General features: G+C 58.5%; 20 protein-coding genes, 1 tRNA gene and 1 riboswitch. Of the genes, 10 read left to right on the plus strand and 11 right to left on the minus strand.

What is annotated here, in order from left to right; all coding sequences use genetic code 11:
* The first annotated feature begins 101 nt into the window (after positions 1–101).
* Positions 102–1,001, plus strand: a complete 900-nt coding sequence (locus tag ASB66_RS09395) for a DUF1499 domain-containing protein (RefSeq protein WP_060719038.1) — start codon at positions 102–104, stop codon at positions 999–1,001.
* A gap of 40 nt (positions 1,002–1,041) precedes the next feature.
* On the opposite strand, the gene ASB66_RS09400 is transcribed toward ASB66_RS09395, so the two are convergent.
* The 3 genes from ASB66_RS09400 to ASB66_RS09410 all read right to left on the minus strand — a co-directional run bounded on the left by ASB66_RS09400 (position 1,042) and on the right by ASB66_RS09410 (position 3,008).
* Positions 1,042–1,953, minus strand: coding sequence for an MBL fold metallo-hydrolase (locus ASB66_RS09400; protein WP_060719037.1), 912 nt, complete (start codon positions 1,951–1,953; stop codon positions 1,042–1,044).
* 56 nt (positions 1,954–2,009) lie between these two features.
* Positions 2,010–2,306, minus strand: a complete 297-nt coding sequence (locus tag ASB66_RS09405) for a cupin domain-containing protein (RefSeq protein WP_060719036.1) — start codon at positions 2,304–2,306, stop codon at positions 2,010–2,012.
* A 141-nt stretch (positions 2,307–2,447) separates the two neighbouring features.
* Complete coding sequence (locus tag ASB66_RS09410; RefSeq protein WP_060719035.1) at positions 2,448–3,008, minus strand: type 1 glutamine amidotransferase domain-containing protein; 561 nt, start codon at positions 3,006–3,008, stop codon at positions 2,448–2,450.
* A 204-nt stretch (positions 3,009–3,212) separates the two neighbouring features.
* Between ASB66_RS09410 and ASB66_RS09415 the strand changes: the two genes are divergently transcribed.
* Together ASB66_RS09415 and ASB66_RS26055 are read left to right on the plus strand one after the other, a co-directional pair.
* Positions 3,213–3,286, plus strand: a tRNA-Gln gene (locus ASB66_RS09415).
* Positions 3,287–3,328: 42 nt separating this feature from the next.
* Positions 3,329–3,538, plus strand: a complete 210-nt coding sequence (locus ASB66_RS26055; protein WP_147274028.1) for a hypothetical protein — start codon at positions 3,329–3,331, stop codon at positions 3,536–3,538.
* Between the two features lie 137 nt (positions 3,539–3,675).
* Here ASB66_RS26055 and ASB66_RS09420 read toward each other — a convergent pair whose 3' ends face one another.
* Positions 3,676–5,055, minus strand: a complete 1,380-nt coding sequence (locus ASB66_RS09420) for a voltage-gated chloride channel family protein (RefSeq protein WP_114386416.1) — start codon at positions 5,053–5,055, stop codon at positions 3,676–3,678.
* 82 nt (positions 5,056–5,137) lie between these two features.
* Positions 5,138–5,214: riboswitch (Fluoride riboswitch) on the minus strand.
* 562 nt (positions 5,215–5,776) lie between these two features.
* Here ASB66_RS09420 and ASB66_RS09430 point away from each other — a divergent pair.
* Complete coding sequence (locus ASB66_RS09430; RefSeq protein WP_060719032.1) at positions 5,777–6,742, plus strand: flagellin N-terminal helical domain-containing protein; 966 nt, start codon at positions 5,777–5,779, stop codon at positions 6,740–6,742.
* A gap of 3 nt (positions 6,743–6,745) precedes the next feature.
* Here ASB66_RS09430 and ASB66_RS09435 read toward each other — a convergent pair whose 3' ends face one another.
* Positions 6,746–8,092, minus strand: a complete 1,347-nt coding sequence (locus tag ASB66_RS09435) for a chloride channel protein (RefSeq protein WP_234612709.1) — start codon at positions 8,090–8,092, stop codon at positions 6,746–6,748.
* 285 nt (positions 8,093–8,377) lie between these two features.
* Here ASB66_RS09435 and ASB66_RS09440 point away from each other — a divergent pair, with 285 nt between their 5' ends.
* Together ASB66_RS09440 and ASB66_RS09445 are read left to right on the plus strand one after the other, a co-directional pair.
* Complete coding sequence (locus ASB66_RS09440) at positions 8,378–9,667, plus strand: phosphatidylglycerol lysyltransferase domain-containing protein (RefSeq protein ID WP_114386418.1); 1,290 nt, start codon at positions 8,378–8,380, stop codon at positions 9,665–9,667.
* A 73-nt stretch (positions 9,668–9,740) separates the two neighbouring features.
* Entirely contained in the window at positions 9,741–9,953 is a 213-nt protein-coding gene (locus ASB66_RS09445) for a ribbon-helix-helix domain-containing protein (protein ID WP_060719029.1), read from the plus strand.
* 154 nt (positions 9,954–10,107) lie between these two features.
* On the opposite strand, the gene betA is transcribed toward ASB66_RS09445, so the two are convergent.
* The 6 genes from betA to betI form a co-directional block, all read right to left on the minus strand.
* Complete coding sequence (gene betA, locus ASB66_RS09450) at positions 10,108–11,763, minus strand: choline dehydrogenase (RefSeq protein ID WP_060719028.1); 1,656 nt, start codon at positions 11,761–11,763, stop codon at positions 10,108–10,110.
* Between the two features lie 30 nt (positions 11,764–11,793).
* On the minus strand, positions 11,794–12,081 hold the full coding sequence (locus tag ASB66_RS09455; RefSeq protein ID WP_060719027.1) for a hypothetical protein: 288 nt from the start codon (positions 12,079–12,081) through the stop codon (positions 11,794–11,796).
* A gap of 115 nt (positions 12,082–12,196) precedes the next feature.
* Complete coding sequence (gene betB, locus ASB66_RS09460; RefSeq protein WP_060719245.1) at positions 12,197–13,660, minus strand: betaine-aldehyde dehydrogenase; 1,464 nt, start codon at positions 13,658–13,660, stop codon at positions 12,197–12,199.
* On the minus strand, positions 13,660–14,301 hold the full coding sequence (locus tag ASB66_RS09465; RefSeq protein WP_060719026.1) for a glutathione S-transferase family protein: 642 nt from the start codon (positions 14,299–14,301) through the stop codon (positions 13,660–13,662). The genes betB and ASB66_RS09465 overlap by 1 nt, the downstream gene beginning before the upstream one ends.
* 2 nt (positions 14,302–14,303) lie before the next feature.
* The gene (gene betC / locus ASB66_RS09470; protein ID WP_081089115.1) at positions 14,304–15,821 is read right to left on the minus strand and encodes a choline-sulfatase; all 1,518 of its coding nucleotides are present in this window, start codon (positions 15,819–15,821) and stop codon (positions 14,304–14,306) included.
* Positions 15,818–16,420: a transcriptional regulator BetI gene (gene betI / locus ASB66_RS09475; RefSeq protein ID WP_060719025.1), complete on the minus strand. Its 603-nt coding sequence runs from the start codon at positions 16,418–16,420 to the stop codon at positions 15,818–15,820. The genes betC and betI overlap by 4 nt, the downstream gene beginning before the upstream one ends.
* Positions 16,421–16,621: 201 nt before the next feature.
* Here betI and ASB66_RS09480 point away from each other — a divergent pair, with 201 nt between their 5' ends.
* The 4 genes from ASB66_RS09480 (at position 16,622) to ASB66_RS09495 (ending at position 23,834) form a co-directional block, all read left to right on the plus strand.
* Complete coding sequence (locus tag ASB66_RS09480) at positions 16,622–18,424, plus strand: GGDEF domain-containing protein (protein WP_114386422.1); 1,803 nt, start codon at positions 16,622–16,624, stop codon at positions 18,422–18,424.
* 102 nt (positions 18,425–18,526) lie between these two features.
* Entirely contained in the window at positions 18,527–19,528 is a 1,002-nt protein-coding gene (locus ASB66_RS09485) for an NAD(P)H-quinone oxidoreductase (protein WP_060719023.1), read from the plus strand.
* Positions 19,529–20,011: 483 nt separating this feature from the next.
* Positions 20,012–21,949: an O-linked N-acetylglucosamine transferase, SPINDLY family protein gene (locus ASB66_RS09490; protein ID WP_060719022.1), complete on the plus strand. Its 1,938-nt coding sequence runs from the start codon at positions 20,012–20,014 to the stop codon at positions 21,947–21,949.
* On the plus strand, positions 21,936–23,834 hold the full coding sequence (locus ASB66_RS09495) for an O-linked N-acetylglucosamine transferase, SPINDLY family protein (protein WP_060719021.1): 1,899 nt from the start codon (positions 21,936–21,938) through the stop codon (positions 23,832–23,834). The genes ASB66_RS09490 and ASB66_RS09495 overlap by 14 nt, the downstream gene beginning before the upstream one ends.
* The last annotated feature ends 107 nt before the right edge of the window (positions 23,835–23,941 follow it).

Genomic DNA, 23,941 nt, shown 5'->3' on the forward strand with positions numbered 1-23,941 from the left:
CTTTGAGATAGTCGAAATTTTTATACCTGCTGCACAATTCCAGACCTCGCCATCGGTTTCAGACATTGTTCAGCGGAAGATCTGGAGACGGCGCATTCCGCATGACCATCCGTTTCACTCGTCCCGTTTCCATTGCCGCCCGCTGGGCTTGGCGGCTGGCGTTTTTGTCCCTGCTGCTGCTGGTGGCGGCCTGGCTGGGGTTCCGTTTCGGTCCGCTGTCCATGCCGAGTTTCGTGCTTGCGGTTCTGCTCTGCGGCGGGCTGGCGGCGCTTTCGGTGCCGTTTGCTTTCTGGGGCCTGTGGCGGCTCTGGTCGGTTGGCGCCAAGGGTGGCCTGGCGGCCAGCCGCGCGCTGGTGATTGCGGCTCTGCCGCTTTCGGTGCTGGCGCTGGCTGCTGAGCGTTACCAGACACGACCGGAACTTTACGAAGTGGTCAGCGACGTCGCCGATCCGCCCGGCTGGATCTTGCCCCCAGCGTCAAAATCCAGCTGGTTGCCGCGCCCCCTGAGCGATGCCGTTGTTCAAGCCCGCCTACAGGCCGAGGCCTATCCAACCTTGACCGTGCGCCGCTATGACGGAGCGTTGGACCGGGTCTATCAGGCGGTGCGCAAAGTGGCGTCCGATCAGCGCTGGAGCGTAACTGCGACGCGCGGTGCCGCTTATGCCCGCCCGGATTTCCAGGCCCCGACGGCGGTCTCCGGGACGCCTGCTGGGCCTGCACCCGTGCCGGTGCCAACCCCGCGTCCCCAGCCGCAGGCTCAGGATCTCATTCCCGATAACGAACCACCCGGGGTGATCCGCATTCAGGCCACCACCCGCAATTTCATTCTTGGCTTCCCCTTCGATATTCTCATTCGGCTTAGGGAAGAAGAGGAGACGGTGCTGGTCGATATCCGGGTCTCCAGCCGCTACGGTCCCCACGATCTCGGTTTTGCCGCCGCCATAGCCAATGGCTACCTGACGGCACTGGATGGTGAATTGCTGGGTATCGCCAGCCAGTGATAGCTGATCGGACCGGTGATATTGTCAGCTCATGGGCCAATCAAGTCGGATGAAACCGGCTGTCCGCCAAGGCTGGCCCCTCGCATTGAACGGCGCCCCTTGCCACCAGATCTTCCAGATGCGCCAGAATAGACAGGGCGGCGGGCTTATAGAGATCCGGGCCGATATTGTGGTAAATGGCGGCCAACATCTCGTCTATCGTTCTGTCTCCGGCCTGAACGCGGGCCAGAATGGTTCCTTCGCGGTTCAATCGATGAGCTTTCAGCCGGGAGACGTGATCGCGGGGCGACAGAACCGGCCCGCCATGGCCGGGCAGATAGGCAAGATCGTCACGCGCCAGCACGACATCCAGCGAGGCCATGTAATCGCGCATCGATCCGTCGGGGGGAGCAATCACCGTTGACGCCCAGGCCATGACATGATCGCCAGAAAACAGGATGCCGGTTCCATCAAGTGCGAAGGCGGCATGGTTGGCGGCATGGCCGGGGGTCAGTACGGTTTCCAGTGCCCAGCCATCCCCCTCCAGACGCTCGGTATCGCCAAGGGTGATGTCAGGAGCAAAATCGCGGTCGCCGCTTTCGGTAAAGGCCGCCGTTTCGCCGGGGTGCAAGGGGCGCGCCAACCGGTGTCGGCCCTCTGCCACCAGCTTTGCCCCGGTCCGCTCTTGCAGCCGAAGGGCAAGGCCGGAATGGTCGCGGTGGGTGTGGGTGACGATGATGTGGCTGACCTCACGACCGCGCAGCGCCAATTGCAAAGCATGGAAATGCGCAGGGTTATCGGGGCCGGGATCGATCACACAGACAGATTTTCCGCCGATGATATAGGTATTCGTACCCATATAGGTCATGGCAGAAGGATTATTGGCCGTAACCCGTTCGACGCCGCTGATAATCGGCACGCGGCGTCCATGGTCGGCACGATAATCGGTGCTGATGTTTGGCTGGATTGTCATGATCTTCTATCAGAACTCAAGGGCGAACGGTGCCAGGAACAGACATGGCAGGCCGCTCATTTATATTCGATTTCGATAAAGCTCATCGGTAGCGTGCCGCCATTGACGACATTATGCTCCACACCTGCCTCGCGCCGGTAAGCCTCGCCAGCCCGGCTGGTGACGCGTCGTTCGCCGGCTGTGTCCTCGATCAGGAAGTCGCAATCCGTCATCGGCACCACGACATAGCCAAGTCCATGGACATGATGGCCGGTGGCGGCACCCGGTTCGAAATCCCAGCGCGTCACCCGCACCACGGCATCGTCGATCAAAAGCGTGGAAATGGCAGGCGGGCGGGCGGAATATCCGGGCATGTGAGGTCCTTGTCATGCAAGCGCGTCTCGAAGAAATCCTATGATAAGCATGCTGGTTGCGGAGTAAAGCTGCTGTGGCGCCAAAAGAAAGCACCCCGTTCCAGGGGAAGGGGTGCTCCATTTTTCAGATGGAAAAAGAGATCAGGCGGCGCGCCGCTCATGGCGGCCCTCTTCGACCTCCTCAACGATTTTGGCGACGAACGCATTGAGATCGCCAGGATTACGGGAGGTGATGATGCCCTGATCGGTAACCACCGTCTGGTCAACCCAGCGGCCGCCCGCATTTTTTACATCGGTGCGGATCGAGGCATAAGACGTTGCCTGACGGCCGCGCAACGCATCGGCTTCGACCAGCAGCCAAGGCCCATGGCAGACAGCAGCGACGACCTTGCCGGAAGCGACGAAATCGCGCACCAGCTGAACTGCCTTGGCATCGGCCCGCAGGATATCGGGGTTGATCTGGCCACCGGGAATGACCAGCGCATCATAATTATTGGCAGAGGCCTCCTCGACAGTGAGGTCGACATCGACCGTGTCACCCCAGTTCTTGTCGTCCCAGCTTTTGATCGGCTCTTTCTTCAAGGAGGCAATGGTCACTGACGCGCCCTTTGCCTTCAACTGATCCAGCGGAACCCGCAATTCCGAACGCTCATAGCCATCAGTGGCAAGAATAAGGATCTTTGCTTCATTAATCTTTGTCATCTCTAAGTCCTTTTCTGTTTCGTGGTGGTTCATCATCACAACAGATGGAGCCGGGGATCGTTCCGCAATTTCTTAACCTTTGAGTGATGATGGTCCTCGACGCTTTCCACGGAAAATATCAAATCAACGATTGCAGCCGGTGCGCGCTTTTGCTAATGACCGGCATGTCAAACGCGCGGCATCATTGATCCGCGTGCAGTGTGATGGGGCGTAGCCAAGCGGTAAGGCAGTGGTTTTTGGTACCGCCATCCCTGGTTCGAATCCAGGCGCCCCAGCCACTCTTGCCAATCCGTGTATTTGAGAACGACGTCGGACGATTGATGGTCGAAAACGATAATGGATTGTTTTCGCAAGCGGGTGAGACTTTTTCTGTCGGAGCGCCTGGGTCGGGCTTTTGTAAGCCCGCCCTCTCAAAATATAAGCTTGAGCAGCAAGACGACGACGATCAGACCGATCAGAAAAATGGCCCCGATCGTGCCACCAATGAATTTCAGCATTTTTCTACTCCTTCAATTGTGAGCAACCGATAGAGATGCAATCCGCGACCGTTTGCTCCAGTTCTCTCAACGATTCTGGCTGATTTCAGTTCCAATCCGAGCCAGCTAATGCGCAACGGCCACCGCCGCTGCCTGGAAAATTTAATGAGAGATCGCAGTTTCAACCATCGCTACAGCTTTGGTTTTTCCGGGCTTAGCTCTGGTCTCTGTAGCCGCAGATGGCGCACCGCGATGCCCACGGGGATTTGACCGGCGGCATGTTTTGGCACACCGATACGCTGTGAAAGGTAGATGCTGGAATGGCCGCTGGTGAGATAGGCGGTGAAACAGGCGACGGCGATATAGACGGCATGGGTGGCGCCGAACAGTTCCAGGCCCATGATCATGCAGGCAAGCGGCGTGTTGGTGGCCCCGGCAAACACGGCGACGAAGCCGAGACCGGCAAACAGGTCGGTCGGCGCGCCAGTCAGGCCAGCCAGTGCATTGCCAAGGCCCGCCCCGATGAAAAACAGCGGCGTGACTTCACCGCCCTTGAAACCGGCGCTGAGAGTGATGACCGTAAACAGCGCCTTCCAGGCCCAGCTCCAGGCATCCACATGATCCGGACGGAAAAAACTGAGAATGGTCACATCGCCCGGATTGGGCGACCAGACGCCTAATCCCAGATAATCACGAGTGCCTAGCAGCCAGACCAGGGCAAGCAGGATGGCGCTGGCCGCCACCGGGCGCAGGGGTGCAGAAGGAATCAAGGCTTTGTAAGCGGCACCTGCCAGATGGGACATCTCAGCAAACCCATGCGCCGCCAGCCCGAACACCGCTCCGGCAAACACCACCTTGAGCATGATCAGTGCATCGAGGTGAAATCCGCCGCTATCCTGCATGCTCTTGAGATAGGCGATGACGTAATGGGTATGGCTCGCCCCCAAGGCCTGGCAGGTCCAGTCGGCCACCACGGCGGCCAGTAGAGCCGGGAGCAGGGCCTCATATTGCATCCGGCCAATGGTCAGCACTTCCAGGGCAAACACCGCGCCGGCAATCGGCGTGCCGAAGACAGCGCCAAAGCCAGCGGCAATCCCGGCCATCAGCAGGATGCGGACATCGCCGGGCGCCAGCCGGAAGAGCTTTGCAAAGGCGCTGGCAAGGCTGCCGCCGAGCTGTACCGCCGTGCCTTCCCGCCCGGCAGATCCGCCGACCAGATGGGTCAAGACCGTGCTCACCAGAATGAACGGCGCCATACGCAACGGCACGCCGCCGCCCGGCTCGTGGATCTGCTCGACGATCAGGTTATTGCCTCCCTCGGCCGATTTGCCAAAGCGCTGATAAGCCCAGACCATGGTAAACCCGGCAATTGGCATGGCGTAGATCAGATCAGGAAATGCAAACCGCAGCCGCGTCGCTTCATCCAGGCTCCACAGAAACAGGGCGACAATCGAACCCACCATGACGGCCATCGGCACCGTGACGACGATCCATTTCGCCAGGCTGCGGATCTGGCGCAAACGAAGACCAAGAAATAAACGAAGGTCAGGAAATGCTGGGACCGTCCTCATTTTGACGCTCCCGAAACAGCAAATTCAATTGGATAAAACAGCCTGGAAATTCTGGACATGACTCTACTCCTTCGCCTTGGCGTGTTGAGTAGGAGTCATCGGCTTCATCAGGGAAGCGGTTCGGCATCATGCCCGGCAGAATCCATTGCCGTTACCTTCGAATATCGATTGACACCCATGAAAGTCAATGGGGGCAGAAAGGAGGGCACATTTTTTTCATCGTTGATAGCCTCTTCAAGAGGGCGCCGTACTGAAATGCGGGTGCCCAGTTCTTGGAAAATAGTATTTAAAAACAAAATATTATCGCATGGTTCTGTTTCCGTTTTGCCGCGCGATGCTCTCGTCGCAACAGGCGCTGCGGTGTGTGCGACGAAGGGCAAAATCCAGAAAGTTAATCCCAAAAGCCCGCTCTTTATTCTCCGTTCACCATCTTCCTTGGGCAGGACTTAACCTTAACGGCCCTATAAATCATCCATCCGCTTTTGCGAAAATCGGTCTTTTGGGGATGTCTGGCGGAGGCATCTGTTTGGGGAAAATCGGACTTTGGAGCCGTTGAACGTGGTTGCCTGCGCATCCACGAATGGTTTCCTGTTGTCGTTTGGTGATTGGATGTTTCCAGCCCTCGCGACAGCGAGGTGACAAGCTGTCCAGTGTTGCGGACGGCTTGTGTTTTGACTGTTTTGTACTGGGCCTGTTTTGTACTGAGTATGTGAGTGAGCGTATGACGAGTAAAAACACCAATGTTGCGGCGTATACCGCGCTTCAAAGCCTGCGCCATACGGTGTCCAGCCGCGATGACAGTCAGGCGCGGGTGACGACTGGTTACCGGGTCGCCACCGCGGCGGACGATGCCGCCTATTGGTCGATTGCCACGACGATGCGCTCCGACAATCGCTCCTTGTCTTCGGTGCAGGACGCCTTGTCCATGGCCGCTGGCGTGCTGGACACGGCTGAAAGTGGTATGAGCACATCGACAGACCTGATGATGGATGTGAAGGCGCGTCTGGTGCTGGCGCGTGAAGGCGGCACCTCACGCGACAAGATCAATACCGAACTGGACGAGATCCGCGATCAATTCCGCTCCATTGCCGAATCCTCCTCCTTTTCCAAGGAAAACTGGCTGTTGCACTCCGCCGCCAGTGACAAGGACAATCGCAATCTGGTCGGCTCCTTCGTGCGCGATAGCGCTGGTGTGATCAGCATCAACACCATCGATTACCATGTCGCAGGCGAGCCCGGCACGTCCAAGGTCAATTACCTGATCGACGATGTCGATGGGGAAGGGGGCATCCTCACTGGGTCCGGTTTTGCGACCGAACTTGGCACCGCCAAGACCTGGGTGATGTTCAATGGCGCCAAGGCGTCGACGACCTATGACGAGATCAGGTTGGAAGATAGCACCACGAATGCCGATATTGATGACATGATCAAGGTGGTCGATGCCATGGCCGAACGGATGAACGGCGTGGCGAGCACGCTGGGCGCGATGAGCAACCGGGTGGAGATGCAGTATGAATTCTCCAAGGATCTGCAAGGCTCGATCAGCAAGGGCGTTGGCAACATGGTCGATACCGACATGAACCTGGAATCCAGCCGGCTGAAAGCACTACAGGCGAGAGAGCAACTCGGCGTCAAATCCCTGTCGATCGTCAATACCAGCGTACAATCTCTATCGCAGCTTTTGTAGCCGTCAGGTGTGGCCGCGCTCCGCCGCTCGGCTGGCGCGGATCGCTTCGGCGAGGAACGGGCGGGACAGTCCGTGATAGAGCGGCTCGCGGGACAGAAGCCGCGACGTCGCATAGCCGAGCATGGCGGCGGTCATGATGGCGATGGCGCTGTCATGGCTGGCGGTCATTTCCATGATGATCACGAAGGCGGTCATCGGCGCCTGCACGACACCGGCGAAATAGCCGGCCATGCCGAGAATGGCGCCAAGCGCAATGCTGGAGCCGGTCAGGCTGGCGGCGGTGCTGCCAAGCCCGGCTCCCACCGACAAGGAGGGTGCGAAAATTCCGCCCGGAATGCCGGAAATCATCGTCAGGAACGAGGCCGCCAGCTTTTGCACGAAAAACAGCAGCGGCAGGGCTTGGCCCTCCACCGCGCCGCGGGCCTGTTCATAGCCGGTGCCATAGGTGGCGCCTCCTGTCAGGATGCCGATCAGCGCCACGCCCAGTCCGCAAATGGCGGCGAGCAGAACGGCGCGCCGCAAGGGCATTGCCGACAGCTGGGTCCAGCGGCGTATCCGGCGCATCAAGGTCAGCGCCCCCGCACTGAACAGCGCGCCTAACGCGCCGCCGCCAATGCCGCACAGGCCGACCAGCATCCAATCGCGCAAGCCTGAGACGGTCGGATTGGCGGTGCCGAAATAGGTATAGCTGCCAACGAGACCAAGGGCTGCAAGGCCGGAAACGATCACAGCGATCAAAACCAGGCTGTTGACGCGGGAGTGGTAGGTCTTGCTCATTTCCTCGATGGCAAAGACGATTCCGGCGAGGGGCGTATTGAAGGCGGCGGCAATGCCTGCTGCCGATCCGGCCAGGATCAGCCCATCTGCCCGCGCCATCCCGCCAATGCGGGCGCAAAACAGCATGATCGAAGCTCCGACCTGCACGGTTGGTCCTTCCCGCCCGATCGATCCGCCGCAGAGCAGACCAATTGCGGTCAAAAGCACCTTGCCAATAGCGATCCGCATCGACAGCAACCGGCTGCGCCCAGCCGGGTCATCGATATGGCGGGCCGCAATCGCCTGGGGAATGCCGGAGCCTTGCGAGGCCGGAAAAACCTTCGCCGCCAGAAGCGCGCACAGCGCAAAGCCTGCCGGCGTCAGCAGAAGCGGCAGGAGAAAGCTCCATTGCGTGGCGTGGGTGATGGTGTGGAACAGCCCCTGAGCGCGGTCCGCCAGCCAGGCAAAGCCGACGCTGACCACGCCGATGGCCCCAGCACCGGCCCAGAAGACCAGCCGCATCTTCCACATCCGCCAGGAACCGCTGAGCGCGCGTGAGCGCCGCAGCATTTTCGAGGGCGTGGAACGCGGCATGAGGCAACTCCCAGATGGATACTGCATCATTCCTTAAATCGAAATCGATGAAATCCCAAGAGATTTAGAGGTTTGGGGATTTAGAGATTTGGGACCACCATTGGCGACGGGTTTTCAAAAATCGTCACTTGACCATAAGGGCGGCAATGGCCTTTACGCCAGAGCAGGTCTGGTATTTTACCGATTGTTCATGTATCCGCTTCACGACATGTTTACCGGGCGCTGCCATAAGCATGGCGGAGTGAATAATCGCTAACCTTTATCGGGCGAAGGACGTCGGGGCTGATGGTGAATGCATTGGAAACCGGCGTTTCAAGCAAACCCGGACGATTTGTTCTGGCTGCCGGGATAGGTCTTGGCTGGCATGCAGCCAGCAAGCTTTTGCGCCTGATGTTGGCGCTTGGCCTTGCGGCTTTGTCGCTGCTGTCGATTGAATTCCTGCTGGAACCCCTGGCGGAGCTTGGCCTCGTTTACAAACTGCATCAGGATATTGGCGGCGCGAGCTTAGCGACACTGTCATTGCTGGGTGCCATCGCGGCTGGCCGTGTTGTTCAGCAGCAGATCAGGCCAGTGCGGGCGGGTGCATCACCTGCTCATACACAATTGGCTGGGCGCATTGTGCGGGAAAATTCCCGGGCGGCGGCAGGTCTGGTGGCCCTGGGTGACAAGCAGGTGCTGTTTTCCGATGCGGGTGATGCTTTCCTGATGTATGCGCGCCGCGGTCGTCGGTTCGTCGTGCTGTTCGACCCGGTCGGACCACGGGCCGCCTGGCCGCAGCTGGTGACGAAATTGCTGAAAGAGGCAAAGGCTTGCGGCTGCCGCGTTGCCTTCTACCAGGTCTCCCCAGACTTTCTGCCTGTTGCGGCGGATGCGGGCCTACGGCTGTTCAAGCTGGGCGATCAGGCGATTGTCGATCTGCACCGTTTCGACCTGAAGGGTGGCGACTGGCTGAAACTGCGCCGCTCGATCAACCGCGCCGAGCGCGACGGACTGGAATTTTCCATCGTGCCGCCAGCCGAGGTGGCGGGACTGCTGGATGAACTGGCTTACGTGTCGGATGTCTGGCTGGCCCATCACAAGGCCGGAGAAAAAGGCTTTTCGCTCGGCACGTTTCAGCGCTGCTATCTCTGTGCCCATCCGGTTGCCATCATTCGCCTTGAAGGCCGGATTGTCGCCTTTGCCAACATTTTGACCACCGAGACAAAACAGGACGCCTTTATCGACCTGATGCGGCATTTGCCCGGCACGCATCGCGGCATGATGGACCTGCTGTTCGTCAAGATCATGCTGCATCTGAAAGCGGAAGGCTATCGCCAGCTCGACATGGGCATGGCACCGCTCTCCGGCCTGTCGGCCCGGCCCACCGCCCCGCTCTGGCACCGCCTTGGCCGCCTTGTCTATGAGAACGGCGAGCGGCTCTATAATTTCAAGGGCGTCCACGCTTTCAAGGCCAAGTTCGACCCCGACTGGCAACCCCGCTACCTCGCCGTTAGCGGCAAACGAGAAGCCTTGCCCGCCGTAGTCGATACCGCGCTGTTGATCAGCGGCGGGGTAAGGCGGCTGGTGCGGCGATAGCGCTGGCGTGCGTCTGCTTGATCGTAACCCATAGGTCGATAGATATCATATAGCGATATATGATAGGTCCGTGATGAGAATATTGATCGAGCTTGATGACGATACCGTTGTTGAACTGGATCGGGTTGCCCGCCAGAAAAAAATTTCACGGACAGCGTTGATCCGCCAGGCCGTGGCATCTTTACTGGCAGAACGGCCGCAACCTGATTTGGACCATGGTTTTGGTCTCTGGAAAAACCAGCCGGATGGCCTTACCTATCAGCAGTCCCTGCGCGGCGAATGGTAAAAGCGCTCTTCGATACCGATATCCTGATCGATTTTCTGAACAGTAAGGAACCAGCCAGGCAATAGTTTCGCTTTAAGAGGGAAAGGCGATCAGCATGGTGATTTGGATGGAGGTCATGGTTGGCGCATCCGAATTCCCTATCGGCTGTGTCGTCTTACCGATCGCTCATCTGCCAATTCGGATTGATCCATGGCTCCTGATTGCTGCGGGGCAGGGGGTCACGGCCCAGAATATGATCGGACGCCTTTTCGCCGGTCATAATCGATGGGCCATTGAGATTGCCATAGGTGACATGCGGGAAGATCGATGAATCCGCCACCCGCAGGCCTTCGACGCCAATCACCTTGCAGGTCGGATCGACCACGGCCATCGGATCATCAACACGCCCCATTTTGGCGGTGCCGCAGGGGTGATAGGCGCCTTCCAGATGTTCGCGCAGGAAGGCGTCGATTTCGTCGTTGGTTTGCACTTTCGATCCCGGTGCGATTTCGGATTCCCGATAAGGATCAAAGGCCTTTTGTGCAAAAATCTCTCGGGTGATCCGCACGGCGTGGCGGAATTTCACCCAGTCTTCGGGGTCGCTCATATAGTTGAAGCGCAGCACCGGCGCGTCCTTCGCATCGGATGAGCGCAAGGTTACGGAGCCACGCGATTTCGACATGTTATAGCCGACATGGGCTTGAAAACCATGACCTTCCGCCGAGGATTTGCCATCATACGACACCGCAATCGGCAGGAAGTGATATTGCAGGTCTGGCCATTTTACGCCCGCGCCTGAGCGGATAAAGGCCGCCGCTTCAAACTGGTTCGAGGTGCCGAGACCCTTCTTGAAAAACAGCCATTGCGCGCCAACAACACCCTTCCAGAACCAGTTGTTTTTCGAATGCAGGGTGATGGGAAGTTTCGATTTGAACTGGTGGTAATATTCCAGATGGTCTTGCAGGTTCTGGCCCACACCGGGCCGATCCGCCACCACATCAATGCCCATCTCGCGCAAATGCGCCGCCGGACCGATGCCGGAGAGCAGCAGAATTTTCGGTGAGTTGAAAGCGGAAGCGGCAACAATCACCTCGCGGTTGGCGCGGATCACCTCGATCTTGCCGCCAATATCCACCTCCACGCCCACAGCGCGGCGGCCTTCCAGCACAATCTTGCGGGCAAAACAACGGATGAGCCGGCAATTGGGGCGCTTCAGCGCCGGCTTCAGATAGGCATTGGCGGTGGACCAGCGGCGGCCTTGCCAACTGGTCTGTTCCATCAGGCCAAAGCCTTCCTGTTTGGAGCCGTTGTAATCCTCGGTGACGGGGAATCCGGCCTGCGCTCCGGCATCCATAAAAGCCTGATACAGCGGGTTTTTCACCTCGCCCCGGCGTACATGCAGCGGACCATAGGTGCCGCGCCAGCCGTCTTCTCCGCCATGGGAATGTTCCATGCGTTTGAAATAGGGCAGCACATCCGCATAGGACCAACCAGTAGCTCCCAACTCATCCCAGCGGTTAAAATCCTCCGCATGGCCGCGCACATAGACCATGCCATTGATGGAGGATGAGCCACCCACCACCTTGCCGCGCGGCGCAATCATCCGGCGATTGTTGAGGTGCGGCTCGGGTTCGGTCACATAGCCCCAATTGTAGCGCTCCATATTCATCGGAAAGGCAAGGGCGGCGGGCATTTGCACAAAGGGGCCGATGTCCGAGCCGCCGAATTCCAGCACGATCACCGTATGCTTGCCATCCTCCGACAGGCGGTAAGCCATGGCCGCGCCTGCCGAGCCGGAACCGATGATGATGAAATCTGCCTGGTTTTCCATTTTTAATCCCGCAAAAGACCGGAGCACCGGTTATTGAAGCCTTGGCTGAATGACGCTATAAAATCTGTCCAAAAGGGTGCGGCGATGGGCGATCAGCAAACACGGGAGACCCGGTCTCCACCGGATGACAAAAAGCATTCGCTTGAGCGAGATTGCCGTGATTGCTACGGCGAAAACAATAAGTCCAAGCGCAAAGCCATTCCCCTTTTCAAAGCCCGTTCCAATCGTCGCGGCCGTCACGCGGCCAAGGTTGCCATCGTCTCTCTCCTTGATGATGACTCCGTCGATGAAATGAACAAACTTGCGATCGCTGAGCATTTTGCATTGCATCCTCGGAAAAGGAAAAGTTCAGACAGGCCCTTGCTAGAGTTCTTTAATCATCAGCGCGTACGGCGGTCATGGCGATCGGCGCGTAATAAAGACTAAATTCACCTCAATACGGCGCTTCACACTTGCCCATGCCCACATAAACCGTCTTCAACTCCGAATAATGCTCCAGCGCCGCCAGCGAGTTTTCGCGACCAAAGCCTGACTGTTTGGAGCCACCAAACGGCATTTCCACCGGGCAGAGGTTATAAGTGTTGATCCACAGCGTTCCGGCTTCCAACTGATCCACCACGCGATGGGCGCGGGTGATGTCTGCGGTAAACACGCCGCCCGCGAGGCCGAATTCTGATGCATTGGCGCGAGTAATCACGTCCGTCTCGTCGTCAAAATCCAGCACACACATCACGGGGCCAAAAATCTCTTCCCGGGCGATGGTCATGCTATCCGTCACACCGGCAAACACCGTGGGCTGAATAAATGCACCAGCTCCGGATGCACTGTTAGGGATGCCGCCGCCCGTGATCAGCGTTGCGCCCTCGGCCTTACCCTTGTCGATATAGGACAGCACTTTTTCCCGCTGCGCCATCGACACCAAAGGCCCCATCTGGGTGGCCTCATCTTGCGGATCACCAATCACAATGGCCTCAGCTCGGGCTTTCAAGCGCTCAAGGAAGGTGGCCTTGATGGCGGTATGCACAAACACCCGCGTGCCGTTGGAGCAGACCTGTCCGGTGGAGTAGAAATTCGCCAGCATCGCGCCGGAAATGGCGCTGTCCACGTCAGCATCATCAAACACGATCAGAGGCGATTTGCCGCCAAGCTCCATGGTCACATGCTTCAAATGTCCTGCCGCGGCTGCGGCAACTTTCCGCCCCGTTGGCACCGATCCTGTCAAAGACACCTTGGCCACATCAGGATGATTGACCAGCAAAGGCCCTGTCTCCCGATCACCCTGAATGACGTTGAACACGCCCTTCGGCGCACCCGCTTCCATCAAAATCTCGGCAATCTTCAACGCCCCCAGCGGCGTCATTTCCGATGGCTTGAACACCATGGCATTGCCAGCGGCCAAGGCCGGGGCCGATTTCCAGCAGGCGATCTGCTGCGGATAGTTCCACGCGCCAATGCCCACACAGACGCCAAGGGGAACCCGTTTGGTATAGGCAAAATCATTGCCCAGCGGAATATGGCTGCCGTTGAGTCCGACGGCGGCAATTCCGCCAAAAAACTCAAAACTATCCGCGCCTGATGTCGGGTCTGCTACAATGGTTTCCTGTATAGGCTTGCCCGTGTCCAGCGTTTCCAGCTCGGAGAGTTCGCGGTTGCGCTCGCGCATGATTTCGGCGGCCTTTTTCAACACGCGGCCACGCGCAGTCGGGCTAAGGGCTGCCCATTCCTTCTGCGCCCGCTTGGCCGCTGCAATTGCCCGCTCCACAATCGCAGGCGTGGCCGCATGCAGCCGCGCAATCACCTCACCCGTGGCGGGGTAGATGCTGTCAATCACGGTGCCGCTTGCGTCTTCAACGTATTCGCCATCAATGAAGTGGGAGGCTTTGGGTTGGGCTTTCATCATAAAACTCGCAATTCTTCGTAAGACACCATCACATGCTCGCGAAACGCAGGGCGCGTGGTCAGGTTTTGATAATAGCGGTGAAGAGCGGGGCGCTCTGGGCGCGTGATGTCGATATCGAAATAGCGAAACAGCACATGGCCGAATTGAATGTCAGCCAAGGTCAGCGCATCACCCCCAAGATAGGCGTGGTTTGCCAACCGCTGCTCGGCAATATCCAGCTTTGCGCCCAGAACGCCCATGGCTTTTGCAATGGCGGCGGGATCACGATCTTTCGGCGCGGTGCGTACCACACGCCAGAAAATCGGCGAGGTAAACTCCTGCGCAATATTCACTTTGGACCATTCCGCCCACATATCAACACGGGTGCGCCCGGCCAGATCATCTGGCCAGAATGGCGACGATGCATAACGGCTGGCGAGGTAGCGAAGGATCGCTCCTGTCTCAAATAGAGGGTCACTATCGCCATCTTGCAGAACCGGGACGGTGCCATTCGGGTTCATCGCCAGAAACTCCGGCGTGTCATTACCGCCATAGCGATGGCCAACATCATGGCGCACATAGTCGAGACCAAGTTCGCCAACGCACCACATCAGCGCTTGCACGTTTGAGGAGGATTTTCGGCCCCAGATGGTCAGCATCGTTACTCTCCCCTCGGATAGCGTTTACTCTCTTCCAGCACATTGAGGTCCATGTGGTTGCGCATATAGCGCTCGGACGCTTTTTGCAGCGGTTGGTGATCCCACGGGTAATAGGCTCCGTTGCGCAGCGCCTCATAAACCACCCAACGGCGGGCCTGACTTTCGCGCACGCTCGCATCAAAGCGGGCCATGTCCCACCGGGCTTGGCGTTTGGCGGTGAAATCGGCCAGTACATCGGCATAAGCCGGATCGGCGGCCAGATTGGTCAGCTCCTGCGGATCGTTTTCAAGATCAAACAATTGATCTGGATCGAGCACACAATGCACATATTTCCATTGCCCCTCACGGATACACACCATCGGCGCATAGGAGCCTTCGGCGGCATATTCCATCAGCACGGGTGCGGTGCGGGCCTCGCCACTGATCATGCCTTTCAGGCTCATGCCATCGGTCCAAGGCATGACCTCATCCATCGAAATTCCAGCCAGATCACACAGCGTTGGCGTCAGATCCAGATTGGAAGTGGGTGCCTGATGTAGACCGGGGGCAATGCCGGGGCCTGCCATCATCAGCGGCACACGGGCCGAACCTTCATAGAAATTCATCTTGAACCACAGGCCCCGCTCGCCCAGCATATCGCCGTGGTCGGAGCAGAACAGGATGAAGGTGTTGTCCAGCATCCTTGTGCGGGTCAGCGTGTCGATCAACTCGCCCACTTTATCATCAATATAGGAGATATTGGCGAAATAGGCGCGGCGCGAGCGGCGGATGTCTTCTTCTGTGACGTTGAAATTGTCATAATCACAGGCATGGATCAGCCGTTTGGAATGTGGGTCCTGATCCGCCAGCGCATCGACGTCTGGCAGAAGATGGGTGCAATCCTCATAAAGATCCCAGTATTGTTTGCGGGCCACGTAAGGGTCATGCGGGTGGGTGAAGGACACAGTCAGACACCATGGACGACGATCTGCATCATCATTCTCACGGCTCAGATGATAGAGCTTCTGATTGGCCAGAAACGCCACTTCGTCATCATATTCCATCTGGTTGGTAATTTCGGCCACGCCCGCACCCGTCACCGAGCCGAGATTGTGATACCACCAGTCGATCCGCTCACCGGGCTTGCGATAATCCGGCGTCCAGCCGAAATCGGCGGGGTAAATGTCGGTGGTCAGCCGTTCTTCAAAGCCGTGCAATTGGTCCGGCCCGACAAAATGCATCTTGCCCGAAAGTGCTGTGTAATAACCCGCGCGGCGAAGATGATGGGCGTAAGTGGGTATGGACGACACATATTCCGCCGCATTGTCATAAACCTGCGTGCGGCTGGGCAATTGTCCAGCCATAAAAGAGGCACGGGCAGGGGCGCAGAGCGGCGAGGATGTGTAGTTGTTTTGAAACCGGGCGGAGCGGGCCGTCAAGGCTTTCAAATGCGGTGCATGCAGCCAGTCTGCTGGGCCATCGGGAAACAGCGTGCCGTTGAGCTGATCGACCATGATGATGAGAATATTGGCTCTGGTCACGGTCTGGGCTCCCCAAGGTTGATGGCATGTAACTGCCCGCTGACATAGTCCTCCACCAGTGTGACAGAGGCATCAATGGACAGCGGTGCCGCCCGCAGGCTCTGGCGAATGTAAAGCCCGTCAATCATCGCCGCTGTGCCTTCGGCTATGCGCTCGGCATCCACCCTTGGGCAAAGGACCACCAGCGCATCCAGCAGATTGGAGCGCAGCCGCCGCGCATAGATCAGCAGCAAGTGCCGAGTTGCTTCCGAGCGTTGCGCTTCGGAATAGAAGGCAAGCCAGGCCGCCACGGTATCGGGTGCAAACTGGTCGGCCTGGAAGCTGATGCGGATCACGGCGCTAATCCGCTGGCGCGGGGTGTTTGCCGTGGCAAGCGCGCTTGCTGTATCGGCCTGCAATTGCCTCAACAGCGAGCGGATCGTTTCGATCAGCAATTGCTGCTTGGAACCGAAATAATGATGGGCCAAAGCGGGAGAAACCCCGGCGGTGCGGGCAATTTCAGACATGGTGACAGCCAGGGAGCCATGTGTGCCGATGGCTTTCAAGGCGGCATCCACAAGGGCTTTTCGTCTGACCGGCTCCATTCCCAGTTTCGGCATGGCCTATCCTTTCTGATAATCATCAATCTATTCTTGATTGACTGATCAATCAATAAAAATCAGCCATCGAGAGATCTGCATTGCCAGCGATGGATCAGTCCGGGGACTGTCACAAAACTTTCATCCCCGATAAAGATTTCCTTCAGGCTTTGCCGTCACCGTGCCGTAAACTTAAACAATTTGGGCGCAGGGATATTTTCAATGGTAGCGATTGCGACGGAACGCGGAGTATTGCGCCGCTATGCCAGCGATCAATTGCTGACGCTGGCGAAAGTCGTAATGGAAAATGCCATGCAGCCGATTGTCGAGGTGCAGACCGGGGCGGTCTTCGGCTATGAAACGCTGATGCGCGGTCAGGAACGGATCGGTTTCGAGACCCCGCTGGATATTCTCGACCAAGCCCATGAAACGGGGCAATTGCTGGCGCTGGAGCAGATGGTGGCCAGCAGGGCGCTGGCCAAATTTGCCAGCCTGCCCGATCATGCCGCTTATACGCTGTTTCTCAATCTCGATGTGCGGTTGATTGCACAAGGAGAGACGATTATCGACGGGCTTTTGGCGCATTTGCGCGCCGCGGGGATTGCGCCGTCGTCTGTGTGTTTTGAATTATCGGAGCGGTTCAACAATACCGAAGTGCCGGAATTTGCCGGTCTGATGGTGCGTCTGCGCAGCGCCGGCTTCAAGATCGCCATCGACGATTTCGGTGTTGGCCATGCCGAAATGAAGCTGCTCTGCGATTTCCCGATCGACTATCTGAAGATCGACCGGCATTTCATTGCAGGCTTGGACGGTCATTCACGCAAACGCCATCTGGTGAAGAACATCGTCCAGACCGCCCATGTGCTCGGCGTGCGGGTGATTGCCGAGGGGATCGAAACAGAAGCCGAGTTCATCGCCTGTCGCGAGCTTGGCGTGGATCTCGTCCAGGGCTGGTACATTGCCCGGCCCACCACCCATCTGGCCGAGCTGAAATCCCACTATCGGCATCTGAAGGATATCGGCCAGTCACGGCGCTCCAGCCAGTCGCTCGACGAAATCCTGATCCGCAAACAGATCGAGCGCCTGCCGACAGTCTATGAAAATGACAGTGTCGATAGCGTGTTCGACCTGTTTCGCCGCAACCCGCGCCAGTCGTTCTTTCCGGTTTTGAACGCCAATGGCGAGCCGCGCGGTATTATCCACGAAGTGCATTTGAAGGAATATATCTATCAGCCCTTCGGGCGCGATCTTCTGAAGAACAAGGTCTACGAGCGGACGATTTCGCAATTCGTCGATCATGCGCCAGTCGTCGGGCTCGATGCCGATGCCGACCGGCTGATGGCGATCTTCTCCAATACCGAGGGCAGTGATTGCGTGCTGCTGACCGAAAACCTGCGCTATGCGGGCGTGGTCTCGGCGGCTTCGCTGGTGCGTATCATCAATGAAAAACAGTTGAAGACCGCTCAGGAGCAGAACCCGCTGACCGGCCTGCCGGGCAATCGCGCCATTCGCGATTTCATGCAGGACAGCGGTCGTGACAGCGATGACCTCCGCCATTTCTGCTATTGCGATTTCGACAGTTTCAAACCCTTCAACGATCACTATGGCTTTCATCTGGGCGATCACGCCATTTCGCTGTTTGCCGCGCTGATGCGCCGGTATTTTTTCGCCGATGGCGTGTTTCTCGGCCATGTCGGCGGCGATGATTTCTTCATCGGTCTGATCGGCTGGACGAGCGAGGAAGTGCTGGAAATCCTCAACCGGTTGCTCTCGGATTTCCACGGCGATGTCGCCGCTCTCTATTCGCCGGAAGATCGTGCCGAAGGCCGTATTCGTGGCACCGACCGTCACGGTATCGACCGCGATTTTCCGCTGATGCGCTGCTCCATTGGCGTTCTGGAATTGCCGCAGGGGCTGGTTGTCGACGATGTCAGCCGCCTGTCCTCGGAAATCGCCAGCGTCAAGAAAAGCGCCAAGGATAGCGATAGCGGTCTGCATGTCGGCGAGCTTCGTCAGCCGGTTTGAACTGCGCCCTGAATGAGCGTCCGCGTCAATGGGCCTCCTTTTCAAACGCCGGATGGAAGCCTATCTCCGTAACCAACGAAGATAACGCGGAGATCCGGTCTTATGACGCTTCCCACTCACATGCGCTATATCGATGTCGTATCCCCCGGCGGACCTGACGTAATGAGCATCGCAACCGGTCCGGTCCCGACCCCGAAACCGGGTGAATTGCTTGTCAAAGTCGAGGCGGCAGGCGTCAACCGTCCCGATGTGGCGCAGCGCCAGGGCAGCTATCCGCCGCCGAAGGATGCAAGCCCTGTTCTCGGCCTGGAAGTGGCCGGTACAGTGGTGGCGCTGGGCGAAGGGGTGAACGATTTTGCCATTGGTGACAAGGTCTGCGGGCTGGCCAATGGCGGCGGTTATGCCGAGTTCTGCATACTGCCGGAAGGGCAAAGCCTGCCATGGCCTAAGGGGTTCGATGCGGTGAAAGCGGCGGCGGTACCGGAAACCTTCTTCACCGTTTGGGCCAACCTGTTCCAGATGGCGGGGCTGACCGAAGGCGAAACCGTGCTGATCCACGGTGGCTCGTCAGGCATCGGCACCACGGCCATCCAGCTTGCCCGCGCTTTCGGTGCCGATGTTCTGACCACGGTTGGCTCGGCTGAAAAGGCCGAGGCTTGCCTGAAGCTCGGCGCCCGCCGGGCGATCAATTATAAGACGGAGGATTTCGCCGAGGTGGTGAAGTCCGAAACGGATGGTAAGGGTGTCGATATCATCCTCGACATGATTGGCGCCTCCTATTTCGAAAAGAATATTGCCTCGCTGGCCAAGGACGGCTGCCTGTCGATCATTGCTTTTCTGGGCGGTGCCGTGGCCGAAAAGGTCAATCTCGGCCCGATCATGGTCAAGCGCCTGACGGTGACGGGATCAACGATGCGCCCGCGCACGGCGGAAGAAAAACGCGCCATCCGCGACGACCTGTTGACGAGCGCCTGGCCGCTTCTGGAGCAGGGCACCGTCGCCCCGGTCATTCATACCGTTCTGGCGTTCGACAAGGTGGCGGATGCGCATCGGCTGATGGAAGACAGCACGCATATCGGCAAGATCGTGCTGACGCTGGAATAAGTCCCCGCCAACGTTAAGTTGATCAATCACTCAGTAATGCAGCTTTTTACTTTATGTGCCTTGTCGATCTGCGATTCGTCACCTACCTTCTTATCAACGTCAACAGAAAGAAAGGAAGGTGATCCAATGTCTAATGAGATTTCGGTCTGCGTTAAAGGCTTTGGGAAGGTGATGGTCGGAAAGGGGCAGCCCTCGATTTGATCCCATCTTCCTTCGGCGGCATCTATGCCGCCGGGTCTTAAGTCAGGCCAAACTCATGCAAAATTCATGGCCGCAAGGCCAGGAGGAAAGGGTCGCGAAAGCGGCCCTTTTTGCTGTTCGGCTGATCGTTCCGCTTCATTCCATGATGTCTCTCCAGCCCCGCGCAAACTCTTGTTTTTATGGATGAGAGGGTCGGGCCTTCTGTATCCGGCGTTGGAACCCGGTGTTGCCTTGCGAATTCGATAATTCCGGTGACACGGGTGTTTGTTGTTGGAGCATCGCGTGGCCACCCTGGAACTGGTACTTTCGGCCTATCAAAGCGGCGATCTGGCCGAGGCGCTGGCGCGGGCCGATGCGACGCAGGAGACGGAGCCGGATCGGATCGCCGATCTGGATTTCCTCACCGGCGGCATCCGGCTGAAGGTGGGCGACAGGGCCGGGGCGGCCAAGGCTTTCCTGAAAGTGGCGCAGAGCACATCGCTCAAGGCGAGTGACTGCCTGGTGATTGCCATCGATCTGCTTTTTGCCGAGGGCCAGTTCGAGGCGCTGGCCGGGCTTGCAGATCTCGTTGCAAAACGGCTTGCCGATCATCAGACGGCGGTGTTCAAGGTCGTGACCGCCTTGTCCACGCTTGGGCGGCTCGCCGAAGCCCATGCGATTATCGGCGGCCTGGATTGCCAAAAGCGCCCACATCTCAATCTTCTCATTGCTTTCCTTGCCACATCGACGGACAGGGACGGGCTCTATGTCGTTCTGCTGGCCAATGCCGCGCGCTACCCCGATAATGCTTTTCTGCTCGCCGCCCTGGCGCAACGCGCCCAGGAGCGCTGCGATTTCGCTGTGACGGATCATTTTGCGGCCCGGTTGCAAGAACCAGGTTTCGGGGAGCGTCTGGCGGCTTTTGAGCTGGGTTTGGCAAGGATCATCCGCACCGATGACGAGCGTGAGGCGGCAAAGCCGTTTTTCGGAGCGCTCGAAGTCATGCGTCACCGCGCGCAAGTGGCAGAACCTCTTTCGCGTCGGATGATTCGCCCGCAAGGCCGGCTTCGCATCGCCTATTTTTCCAGCGATTTTCGCCTTCATCCGATGATGACGCTGATCTATGACGCCCTGTTGCAGCATGATCGGTCGCGGTTCGATATTATCCTGTTGTGCAATTCTCCTGCCGGTTCAGAGGCTTATCAATCGACGTGGCCGGAGCAATTGCGCGGCGAAGTCGTCCGGGTTCGCGACCTGTCCAGCGCGGCCATCATCGAATGGATACGCCAAAATGAGGTGGATATCCTGGTGGATCTGAATGGGCATACGGCGCGGGCAAGGCTTGATGTCACCGACCTTTGCGATGCACCGATCAAAGTTACCTATATGGGATTTCCCGGTGCGGTGGTTGGGGTCGATCTGGACTATGCGATCACCGATCCGATCATCACGCCCGATAGCAGCAAGCTCCATTATCAGGAAAAGCTCTGCCGTTTGCCGGAAACCTATATGGCCAACAGCATATCAGGCCGGACCTGGCAAAAGAAGGCAAGCCGCGAGGTGGTTGGCTTGCCATCCGGTCGGTTCGTGTTCGGCTCGTTCAACGGGTCGCAGAAGATCGACCGCCAGGCGATCCGTATCTGGTCGCAGATTCTGAAGCGTGTGCCTGAAGCCGTCCTTTCCATAAGCTGCGCTCGACCTACGGTGGCCGACAATCTTCGCGTCGCCTTTGCGCAGCAGGGCATCGATGCCGGGCGATTGATCTTCTTCGATAATAGCCCGCTTGCGGAGTTTCTGGCCCGCATGTCGGCAACCGATCTGGTGCTCGACACCTTTATCTACAACGGGCACACAACGACATCCGATGCGCTGTGGGCAGGCGTTCCTGTCTTGACGAAGAAGGGCAGGGCATTCGCGGGCCGTGTCTCCGAAAGCCTGCTGAAGGCTGTCGGCCTGCCGGAACTGGTGGCGCAGGATGCGGATGATTTTGTCGCCCGCGCTGTGGAGTTCGCCGAGCATCCGGACCGGCTGGAAGCGCTTCGGGTTCGTCTGCGCACCCAGATTTTAATCGCGCCGCTGTTTGATGCCGAGCGCTTCACGCGTCATCTGGAGCGCGGCTACGAGATGATGGCGGAGCGGGCGCGGGCGGGCCTTGCGCCCGATCATATCGATGTTCCAGCTTTGCCTGCGCGCAACGAACCGTTTTTCACGCCGCAAGAGTCAGTCCATGGCGACGTTTGATGCGGCGGTAAAGGCCTATCAGGCCGGGGATTTCGACGCGGCGCTGGGTGCGGCGCGTTTTGTGATTGCCAAAAAAGCGCCCAACCATGCGATGGCGCAGGCCCTGATTGGCAATATCCTGCTGAAACGCGGTGACAAGCCAGCCGCCGCCACCGCTTTTGTCCAGGCGGCACAGGCCAATCGCGCCGAGGCCCCCGCCTTTCTGAAACTGGCGGCGACTCTGTTTCTTCAGGCCGGACAGGCGGACGATGTCCGCCGGATCGGCTTGGAGGCAGCCCTTCTCAATCGCGCCGATCCGGCCTTCGTACTGGTTATGGCTCAAACCCTGCTGGCGCCCTGGGATGACCCGGCCCGTCAGGCGGTGACACAACTGATCCCTTATCTTGACCGGACGAGTGGTCCGGCGATGTTTTTTGCGGCCAGTTTCTACCGCGCCAATTGGCAATTGCCTGAGTTGAAAACGCTGCTGGACGAGGCCCGTGGCGGCGTGCCTGACGATGTCTCCATCGAAGGCCTGCGCTTTGCCAGCGCCCATGACCTGGTCGATCTCGCCACCATCGCCCGTCATCAGGCGTTGATGACTACCCCGGACGAGCCTTACGCGCGCGCTGTCTTGCAGGTCGAGCAGGCGCTGTCCCGTGTGCTCTGGTGCGAAGACCAGAGTTTGCAGGCCAAGCCCGTGCGCGAGCATCTGGCGCTGGCGAAAAGCTTTGCCGCCCGCCAGCCGCGGCGGAAAATCGGAATGGCCGAACAACCCCTGCATATCGGCTATCTCTCCAGCGATTTTCACGCCCATGCAACTATGACCCTGTTTCTCGACAGCCTGCTGGCCCATGATCGCAGCCGGTTCAGGATCACGCTGTTTTGCTATACCGCAAAGACCTACAGCGCCGATCAGCAGGCGATGCCGGAGCAGTTGCGCCGCGAACTTGTCAGCCTGCGCGATCTTTCCGACGAGGCGGCGGCTGGCGAAATCGACCGTCGGCAAGTCGATATTCTGGTCGATCTGAAAGGCCATACGCCGGGTGCCAGGCTCGGCATCGTCAATCTGTCGTCGGCGCCAGTTAAAGCAACCTATCTCGGCTTCCCCGGCCCGGTATCCGGCGTCGATCTGGATTATGCCATCACCGATCCGGTGGTGACACCTGATAGTGCCGAGGCTTTTTACCAGGAAAAATTCTGCCGCCTGCCGGAGTGCTATCAGGCCAACAGCGCTGCCAGCCGTCCGCAACCAAGGCCGTCGCGGCGTGCTGATCATGGGGTGCCGGAGCATGCCTTCGTTTTTGCGTCCTTCAACGGCGTCCACAAGATCACGCCGCAGACCATGTCCCTGTGGGCTAGAGTATTGCGGGCCGTACCCGATAGCCTGTTGTGGATGCTTTGCCCGGATGCCGTTGCAAGAACCAACCTGGAGGCGGGCTTTGTGGCGGAAGGCATTGATCCGGCCCGCATCCTGTTTGCCGCCAAGCGAGATTATGGCGACCACGTCCACCGGCTGCCGCTGGCCGATCTGGCGCTCGATACCTTCCCTTGCAACGGCCACACGACGACCTCCGATATGCTTTGGGGTGGGCTGCCGGTCTTGACCAAACGTGGGCATTGTTTTGCCGGGCGGGTGTCGGAAAGCCTGTTGAAGGCTGTCGGCCTCGATCAACTGGTGGCTGATGATGAGGAGGCGTTCGTCAGTCTGGCCGCAGAGCTGGCCCGGAAACCGGACAAGATCGCGGCGCTGAAAAACCACCTTGCCGCCAGCCGCCATGCCGCGCCGCTGTTTGATACGCTTCGCTTTACCCGGCATCTGGAGCGAGCCTATGAGATGATGGCGGAGCGCGCCCGTGCTGGCCTTGCGCCCGCCCGCATCGACGTTCCGGCTTTGCCGGGGTAAGTGTTTAACGCTGCCGCCGGGCAAGCCTCGGGCAATGGTTTTCCTCTATCCGACATGACGCTACGGCAATTTTCTGCCGTCGCATGGATTTAACATGCAGGTGGCTT

This window comes from Gillisella vitis (genome assembly GCF_001541345.2).
In the GTDB taxonomy this organism is placed as follows: Bacteria; Pseudomonadota; Alphaproteobacteria; order Rhizobiales; family Rhizobiaceae; genus Allorhizobium; species Allorhizobium vitis.

Excerpts from the sequence above, each read along its gene's own strand:
- ASB66_RS09395 (WP_060719038.1), top strand. The coding sequence starts at position 102 with ATGACCATCCGTTTCACTCGTCCCGTTTCCATTGCCGCCCGCTGGGCT.
- ASB66_RS09400 (WP_060719037.1), bottom strand. The coding sequence starts at position 1,953 with ATGACAATCCAGCCAAACATCAGCACCGATTATCGTGCCGACCATGGA.
- ASB66_RS09405 (WP_060719036.1), bottom strand. The coding sequence starts at position 2,306 with ATGCCCGGATATTCCGCCCGCCCGCCTGCCATTTCCACGCTTTTGATC.
- ASB66_RS09410 (WP_060719035.1), bottom strand. The coding sequence starts at position 3,008 with ATGACAAAGATTAATGAAGCAAAGATCCTTATTCTTGCCACTGATGGC.
- ASB66_RS26055 (WP_147274028.1), top strand. The coding sequence starts at position 3,329 with ATGGTCGAAAACGATAATGGATTGTTTTCGCAAGCGGGTGAGACTTTT.
- ASB66_RS09420 (WP_114386416.1), bottom strand. The coding sequence starts at position 5,055 with ATGAGGACGGTCCCAGCATTTCCTGACCTTCGTTTATTTCTTGGTCTT.
- ASB66_RS09430 (WP_060719032.1), top strand. The coding sequence starts at position 5,777 with ATGACGAGTAAAAACACCAATGTTGCGGCGTATACCGCGCTTCAAAGC.
- ASB66_RS09435 (WP_234612709.1), bottom strand. The coding sequence starts at position 8,092 with ATGCCGCGTTCCACGCCCTCGAAAATGCTGCGGCGCTCACGCGCGCTC.
- ASB66_RS09440 (WP_114386418.1), top strand. The coding sequence starts at position 8,378 with ATGGTGAATGCATTGGAAACCGGCGTTTCAAGCAAACCCGGACGATTT.
- ASB66_RS09445 (WP_060719029.1), top strand. The coding sequence starts at position 9,741 with ATGAGAATATTGATCGAGCTTGATGACGATACCGTTGTTGAACTGGAT.
- betA (WP_060719028.1), bottom strand. The coding sequence starts at position 11,763 with ATGGAAAACCAGGCAGATTTCATCATCATCGGTTCCGGCTCGGCAGGC.
- ASB66_RS09455 (WP_060719027.1), bottom strand. The coding sequence starts at position 12,081 with ATGCTCAGCGATCGCAAGTTTGTTCATTTCATCGACGGAGTCATCATC.
- betB (WP_060719245.1), bottom strand. The coding sequence starts at position 13,660 with ATGAAAGCCCAACCCAAAGCCTCCCACTTCATTGATGGCGAATACGTT.
- ASB66_RS09465 (WP_060719026.1), bottom strand. The coding sequence starts at position 14,301 with ATGCTGACCATCTGGGGCCGAAAATCCTCCTCAAACGTGCAAGCGCTG.
- betI (WP_060719025.1), bottom strand. The coding sequence starts at position 16,420 with ATGCCGAAACTGGGAATGGAGCCGGTCAGACGAAAAGCCCTTGTGGAT.
- ASB66_RS09480 (WP_114386422.1), top strand. The coding sequence starts at position 16,622 with ATGGTAGCGATTGCGACGGAACGCGGAGTATTGCGCCGCTATGCCAGC.
- ASB66_RS09485 (WP_060719023.1), top strand. The coding sequence starts at position 18,527 with ATGACGCTTCCCACTCACATGCGCTATATCGATGTCGTATCCCCCGGC.
- ASB66_RS09495 (WP_060719021.1), top strand. The coding sequence starts at position 21,936 with ATGGCGACGTTTGATGCGGCGGTAAAGGCCTATCAGGCCGGGGATTTC.